We start from the raw sequence: 6,132 nt of genomic DNA, 5'->3' as shown, positions 1-6,132 counted from the left end.
AAGACAACTCTGACTGCTGCCATCACAGTAGTATTAAGCACCACCGGTGGCGCATCTGTTAAGCGCTATGACGAAATCGACAATGCTCCTGAAGAGCGTGAACGTGGTATCACCATTAACACCGCCCACGTAGAGTATGAAACTGCTAACCGTCACTATGCCCACGTTGACTGCCCCGGACACGCTGACTATGTTAAGAACATGATTACCGGCGCGGCTCAAATGGACGGAGCTATTCTGGTAGTATCCGCAGCTGATGGTCCCATGCCCCAGACCCGTGAGCACATCCTGCTCTCCCGTCAGGTAGGTGTTCCATACATCACCGTATTCCTGAACAAGTCTGACATGGTAGACGATCCTGAGCTGCTTGAACTGGTAGATATGGAAGTACGTGAACTTCTATCTTCCTATGATTTCCCTGGTGACGACACCCCAATCGTAGCTGGTTCCGGCCTGAAAGCCCTTGAGTGTGGCTGCGGCAAGCGCGAGTGCGAGTGGTGCGGCAAAGTATGGGAACTGATGGACAATGTAGACGCTTACATCCCAACTCCCGAACGTGCAGTAGATAAGCCATTCCTAATGCCTGTGGAAGACGTGTTCTCCATCACCGGACGTGGTACAGTTGCCACCGGTCGTGTAGAGCGTGGCCAAGTTAAGGTACAGGATGAGGTAGAAATCGTAGGCTTAAACGAAAAGCCCCGCAAGACCGTAGTAACAGGTGTAGAAATGTTCCGCAAGCTGCTTGACTATGCTCAAGCCGGCGACAACATTGGTGCCCTGCTGCGTGGTGTAGACCGTAAAGAAATCGAGCGCGGCCAGGTATTGGCTAAGCCCGGCAGCATCAAGCCCCACACCAAATATGAAGCAGAAGTATATGTACTGACCAAAGAAGAGGGTGGACGTCATACTCCGTTCTTCAACGGCTATCGTCCCCAGTTCTACTTCCGTACAACCGACGTTACCGGTATCGTACATCTGCCCGAGGGTGTAGAAATGGTTATGCCTGGAGACAACATCAAGGTATCCATCGACCTAATCACCCCCATCGCCATCGAAGAAGGTCTCCGCTTCGCTATCCGTGAAGGTGGCCGCACCGTAGGCGCCGGCGTTGTTTCCGGTATCCGGGCTGAATAATAATATAAACATATGCCGTGAGCGCTGCAAATAGCAGCGTGGATAGCGATGAAGTGAAAGGTTGCTCGTCATTTGAGGTTAATTTTCACGGAGCAGTCCGCTGAATCGGACGAAAGGGAGGGCTTGTTATGAAGAGCCAAAAAATAAGAATTAGGCTAAAGGCCTTTGATCATCAAATGCTGGACCAGTCCGCAACTAAAATCGTTGACACAGCTAAAAGGACTGGAGCCTCGGTGGCCGGACCCGTTCCCCTTCCCACCGAAAAGAGCATTTACACCATTTTGCGTTCCCCCCACGTAAATAAAGACTCCCGGGAACAGTTTGAAATGCGTGTGCATAAACGTTTAATCGATATCCTGGAGCCCACTCCTAAGACAGTTGACGCTCTTATGCGCCTGGATCTGCCTGCCGGCGTGGATATTGAAATAAAACTGTAAGATTGACCCCGAGAGTGTATGTTAGAAGCCCTGGGGAACCATGGGCTTCTAACCTCTGACTATAACAGGAGGTGCTTTACCATGCCAAAAGGTATATTAGGCAAAAAAGTGGGCATGACCCAAGTATTTACCGAAGCAGGCATAGCCATCCCGGTTACTGTAGTAGAAGCCGGTCCTTGCTTGGTAGTTCAGAAAAAAACTACTGAAAGCGATGGTTATGACGCCATTCAATTAGGTTTTGGAACAAAAAGAGAAATGCTAATCAACAAGCCTGTTAAAGGTCATTTGGCTAAAGCAGGTGTACGTCCAGTAAGGTTCCTCAGGGAGCTGAAGGTTGAGGATATTGAAGCCTTCCAAATTGGGCAAGAGCTTAAAGCAGACATCTTTGCCCAGGGCGAAAAGGTGGATGTAGTGGGAACCTCCAAGGGTAAAGGTTTTGCCGGTGGCATCAAGCGGCACAACTTCCATCGCGGACCCATGGCCCACGGTTCCAAATATCACCGCCGGCCCGGTTCCTCCGCAGCTAAAGGCCCGGCCCGGACATTTAAAGGCAGAAAACTTCCCGGTCATATGGGTGTTGACAGAGTAACTGTACAAAACCTTGAAATCGTTAAGGTTGATGCCGAACGTAATTTGCTCGCCATTAAAGGTGCAGTGCCCGGTCCCCGGGGCGGCCTGTTACTGGTTAAAAACAGCGTCAAGGCCAAGTAGCGGTGGCGCAGCGAAAGGAGGACTGTGAATCTAATGCCTAAAGTAGCTTTATATAACATCAGCGGCCAGCAGGTCGGGGAAGTTGAGCTAAAGGATTCCGTTTTTGGTATCGAGCCAAATGAACCTGTACTGCATGATGCCGTAACTATGCAGCTGGCCAATCAGCGTCAAGGTACACACGACACTAAGACAAGAGCAGAAGTTAGAGGCGGTGGCCGTAAGCCCTGGCGGCAAAAAGGTACCGGTCGTGCACGTGCTGGCACCACTCGCTCACCTATCTGGCGTTCTGGTGGTATCGTGTTTGGACCACATCCCCGTGATTATTCCTATTCCCTGCCCAAGAAAGTACGCCGCTTAGCACTTAAGTCGGCCCTTTCCAGCAAGGTTTTAGGCAATGATATCATTGTACTGGATACTTTGACCATGGATGCCCCCAAGACTAAAGAAATGGTACGCATCCTTGACAACCTAAAAGCAAGCCAGGCACTGGTAGTTACTGCTGAACGGGACTTAAACGTTGAAAAGTCTGCCCGTAATATTGAGGGAGTTAAGCCCTTAAAGGCAGAGGGTGTTAATGTTTATGACCTGTTAAGATTTAACAAATTGGTTATAACCAAAGACGCCGTAGCAAAGATTGAGGAGGTGCTGGCGTAATGAAGAACCCACGCGACATCCTCATCAAGCCGGTGGTAACAGAAAAAAGTACGGGATTGTTAGCAGAGAATAAGTATACCTTTATCGTAGACCTGAAGGCTAATAAAACCGAAGTTAAAAAGGCTGTTGAGGAAATCTTCAAGGTAAAGGTTGAAAAGGTTAACACTATGCGGGTGAAGGGCAAGTTTAAGCGTGTTCGGCAATTCACCGGCAAAACGCCTGACCGTAAGAAAGCCATTGTAACCCTGAAGGAAGGCGACAAGATCGAGATCTTTGAAGGACTGTAAGGAGGGAAGCCCAGGTGGCAGTAAAAAATTATAAACCTACCTCACCTGGCCGCCGGTTTGTAACCGTCTCTGACTTTAGAGAGATAACCAAAGCTGAACCAGAGAAATCTCTACTGGAGCCTCTCAAGAAGACCGGGGGACGCAATGCCCAGGGCCGACTAACAGTTAGGCACCAGGGTGGTGGCCACAAGCGGAAGTTCCGCATAATTGATTTCAAGCGCACCAAGGATGGCATTCCGGCTAAGGTTGCCTCCGTTGAATATGATCCTAACCGCTCAGCCAGGATTGCCCTGTTAAATTATGCTGACGGTGAAAAACGCTACATTTTAGCTCCTGTAGGTTTGCAGGTAGGAGCAACAATTGTTTCTGGACCAGATGCCGATATCAAAATCGGTAACTGCCTTCCTTTACGCAACATTCCACTGGGTACCGTGGTACACAACATTGAGTTGTATCCCGGTGGCGGAGCACAAATGGTTCGCTCAGCCGGTGCTTCAGCTCAGCTTATGGCTAAGGAAGGTAAATATGCTAACCTGCGTCTACCCTCTGGTGAGATGCGCTTAGTACTACAAGAATGCCGGGCCACCATTGGTCAGGTAGGCAATATTGAGCACGAGAACATTACCATTGGTAAAGCTGGCCGCAGCCGTCACTTGGGTATCAGACCTACCGTCCGCGGTAAAGTAATGAACCCAGTTGATCACCCACACGGTGGTGGTGAGGGACGTAACCCCATTGGCCGGAACCCCGTTACTCCTTGGGGTAAACCAGCCCAGGGTGCCCGTACCCGTGGCAAGAAGAAAAGCGATCGCCTGATTGTTAAGCGTCGTAACAAGAAATAAGTAAATTAGCAGTGGGTCGGAATTAACATGATATGCAACACACCCGGCCCCGTGAGTATGGAAAATGAGCATGTCCCGGAAGGAGGTTCATTATGGCTCGTTCCCTTAAGAAAGGACCCTTTATCGACGACCATCTTCTAAAAAAAGTTGAGGTTATGAATGAAAAGGGCGAGAAAAGGGTAATCAAAACCTGGTCCCGCCGTTCCACCATATTCCCTCAAATGATCGGTCACACCATTGCTGTTTACGATGGTCGTAAACATATTCCTGTGTATGTAACAGAGGATATGGTAGGACACAAGCTGGGCGAGTTTGCGCCCACCCGTGCATACCGGGGCCACGGTGGTCACACCGAGAGGTCCAGTGCGCTTAAGTAATCGGAAGGGGGCTAAACGATGGAAGCCAAGGCAATAGCCAAGTTTATCCGCGTGTCCCCGCGTAAAGCCCGTATGGTTGTAGATTTAATTCGGGGTAAAAAGTTGGAGGAAGCATTAGCAATACTTCGCTACACTCCCAACAAAGCCACCGAAGCAGTGACCAAAGCGGTTAAATCTGCTGCTGCTAACGCGGAACACAACTACGAAATGGATAAAGATGAGCTTATTATTTCCCAAATATATGTAGACCAGGGTCCGACACTCAAACGCTTTCAGCCCAGGGCCATGGGTCGTGCAGATGTTATGAGAAGAAAAACCAGCCACATTACAGTAGTGGTCTCGGATAAAAAGGAGGGATAATTGCGTGGGCCAGAAGGTTAACCCAAAGGGTTTGCGGATAGGCATTATCAAGGACTGGGAAGGTAAATGGTTTGCGGATAAGCGCAATTACTCCGATTTGCTAATCGAGGATGTAAAAATCCGTAAACACATTAAAGGTAAGCTTTACCAGGCTGGTATTGCTAAAATTCAAATTGAACGTGCAGCCAACCGTGTTAAAGTTTCTATCCACACTGCTAAGCCCGGCATTGTAATTGGTCGTGGTGGTGCAGAAGTGGAAGCCCTGCGTAAACAGCTGGAAAAAATGACTGGTAAGCAGGTTAATGTAAATATTGTTGAAATTAAGACCCCGGAAGCTGATGCACAATTGGTGGCGGAAAACATTGCCTCCCAGTTGGAAAAGCGTATTGCTTTCCGTCGGGCCATGAAGCAAACTGTACAGCGCTCCCTGCGCATGGGTGCCAAGGGCATCAAAATTGCCTGCAGCGGTAGACTGGGTGGTGCTGAGATTGCTCGTACAGAGTGGTACAGCGAGGGCAAAGTTCCTCTCCACACCCTGCGTGCAGACATTGACTATGGATTTGCCGAAGCCAACACTACCTATGGTAAGATTGGCGTTAAAGTTTGGATCTATAAAGGAGAAGTATTGCCGGAAGCGAAAAAACCCGCAGCCGGTCAAGGAGGCGAGTAACCGATGCTTATTCCGAAGAGGGTTAAATACCGCAAGCAGCACCGTCCCCGCGGAAACGCAGGCGTCACCAAGGGCGGTGGTGAGGTAAGCTTCGGCGAATACGGAATCCAGGCTCTGGAAGCCGGCTGGATTACTAACCGTCAAATCGAAGCTGCTCGTATTGCGATGACCCGTTATATTAAACGTGGTGGTAAAGTATGGATCCGCATTTTCCCGGATAAGCCGATTACCCAAAAACCGGCTGAAACCCGTATGGGATCTGGAAAGGGCGCACCAGAACATTGGGTGGCTGTTGTTAAAGCCGGTCGCGTTATGTTTGAGGTGGCAGGGGTACCAGAAGCTACAGCACGTGAAGCTATGCGTTTAGCAATGCACAAATTGCCTGTTAAGTGTAAGTTTGTAAAACGCGGGGAAGTAGGTGAAGCCAATGAAAGTTAAGGAACTCAAGGATCTCAGCAATGTTGAATTATCTAAAAAGCTAGATGACTCAAAGGATGAGCTCTTTAAATTGAGATTCCAGTTGGCCACCGGACAATTGGATAACCCCATGAAAATTAAAGAATGCAAAAGAAAAATTGCTAGAGTTCAGACAATTATACGCGAAAGAGAACTGGGCATTCGCCAGGCTTAATCGCTGAAGTTAGTCATCGACCAGGAAGG

11 protein-coding genes are annotated in these 6,132 nt (G+C 49.1%); all 11 read left to right on the top strand.

Translation table 11 applies throughout. The annotated features are described in order from the left end of the window. On the top strand, positions 1-1,134 hold a 1,134-nt coding region (gene tuf, locus P6N53_RS16950), incomplete at its 5' end, for an elongation factor Tu (protein ID WP_304545315.1). 128 nt (positions 1,135-1,262) lie between these two features. Then, positions 1,263-1,571 (top strand): 30S ribosomal protein S10, encoded by a 309-nt coding sequence (rpsJ, locus tag P6N53_RS16945; RefSeq protein WP_304545313.1) that lies wholly within the window; start codon positions 1,263-1,265, stop codon positions 1,569-1,571. An 81-nt stretch (positions 1,572-1,652) separates the two neighbouring features. Beyond that, positions 1,653-2,282, top strand: coding sequence for a 50S ribosomal protein L3 (gene rplC, locus P6N53_RS16940; RefSeq protein WP_304545311.1), 630 nt, complete (start codon positions 1,653-1,655; stop codon positions 2,280-2,282). A gap of 33 nt (positions 2,283-2,315) precedes the next feature. Further along, entirely contained in the window at positions 2,316-2,936 is a 621-nt protein-coding gene (gene rplD / locus P6N53_RS16935; protein WP_304545309.1) for a 50S ribosomal protein L4, read from the top strand. After that, positions 2,936-3,223: a 50S ribosomal protein L23 gene (gene rplW / locus P6N53_RS16930; protein ID WP_304545308.1), complete on the top strand. Its 288-nt coding sequence runs from the start codon at positions 2,936-2,938 to the stop codon at positions 3,221-3,223. Before rplD ends, rplW begins: the two co-directional genes overlap by 1 nt. A 14-nt stretch (positions 3,224-3,237) precedes the next feature. Further along, positions 3,238-4,065, top strand: a complete 828-nt coding sequence (rplB, locus tag P6N53_RS16925) for a 50S ribosomal protein L2 (protein ID WP_304545307.1) — start codon at positions 3,238-3,240, stop codon at positions 4,063-4,065. Between the two features lie 92 nt (positions 4,066-4,157). After that, a complete protein-coding gene (rpsS, locus tag P6N53_RS16920) occupies positions 4,158-4,442 on the top strand; it encodes a 30S ribosomal protein S19 (RefSeq protein WP_304545306.1) in 285 nt (94 codons plus the stop codon). Positions 4,443-4,460: 18 nt separating this feature from the next. After that, a complete protein-coding gene (gene rplV, locus P6N53_RS16915; protein ID WP_304545305.1) occupies positions 4,461-4,802 on the top strand; it encodes a 50S ribosomal protein L22 in 342 nt (113 codons plus the stop codon). Positions 4,803-4,806: 4 nt separating this feature from the next. Continuing rightward, on the top strand, positions 4,807-5,472 hold the full coding sequence (rpsC, locus tag P6N53_RS16910; RefSeq protein ID WP_304545303.1) for a 30S ribosomal protein S3: 666 nt from the start codon (positions 4,807-4,809) through the stop codon (positions 5,470-5,472). A gap of 3 nt (positions 5,473-5,475) precedes the next feature. Then, positions 5,476-5,910 (top strand): 50S ribosomal protein L16, encoded by a 435-nt coding sequence (gene rplP / locus P6N53_RS16905; RefSeq protein ID WP_304545301.1) that lies wholly within the window; start codon positions 5,476-5,478, stop codon positions 5,908-5,910. Beyond that, entirely contained in the window at positions 5,900-6,103 is a 204-nt protein-coding gene (gene rpmC / locus P6N53_RS16900; protein WP_304545299.1) for a 50S ribosomal protein L29, read from the top strand. The genes rplP and rpmC overlap by 11 nt, the downstream gene beginning before the upstream one ends. Positions 6,104-6,132: the final 29 nt, after the last annotated feature.

This window comes from Desulforamulus aquiferis (assembly GCF_030577015.1).
In the GTDB taxonomy this organism is placed as follows: domain Bacteria; phylum Bacillota; class Desulfotomaculia; order Desulfotomaculales; family Desulfotomaculaceae; genus Desulfotomaculum; species Desulfotomaculum aquiferis.
Note: the sequence above shows the minus strand (reverse complement) of the source record. Positions and strands in the feature narration are given on the sequence as shown.

What these genes read in the sequence shown, in the direction of transcription:
- rpsJ (WP_304545313.1), top strand. Translation starts at nt 1,263, where the DNA reads ATGAAGAGCCAAAAAATAAGAATTAGGCTAAAGGCCTTTGATCATCAA.
- rplC (WP_304545311.1), top strand. Translation starts at nt 1,653, where the DNA reads ATGCCAAAAGGTATATTAGGCAAAAAAGTGGGCATGACCCAAGTATTT.
- rplD (WP_304545309.1), top strand. Translation starts at nt 2,316, where the DNA reads ATGCCTAAAGTAGCTTTATATAACATCAGCGGCCAGCAGGTCGGGGAA.
- rplW (WP_304545308.1), top strand. Translation starts at nt 2,936, where the DNA reads ATGAAGAACCCACGCGACATCCTCATCAAGCCGGTGGTAACAGAAAAA.
- rpsS (WP_304545306.1), top strand. Translation starts at nt 4,158, where the DNA reads ATGGCTCGTTCCCTTAAGAAAGGACCCTTTATCGACGACCATCTTCTA.
- rplV (WP_304545305.1), top strand. Translation starts at nt 4,461, where the DNA reads ATGGAAGCCAAGGCAATAGCCAAGTTTATCCGCGTGTCCCCGCGTAAA.
- rplP (WP_304545301.1), top strand. Translation starts at nt 5,476, where the DNA reads ATGCTTATTCCGAAGAGGGTTAAATACCGCAAGCAGCACCGTCCCCGC.
- rpmC (WP_304545299.1), top strand. Translation starts at nt 5,900, where the DNA reads ATGAAAGTTAAGGAACTCAAGGATCTCAGCAATGTTGAATTATCTAAA.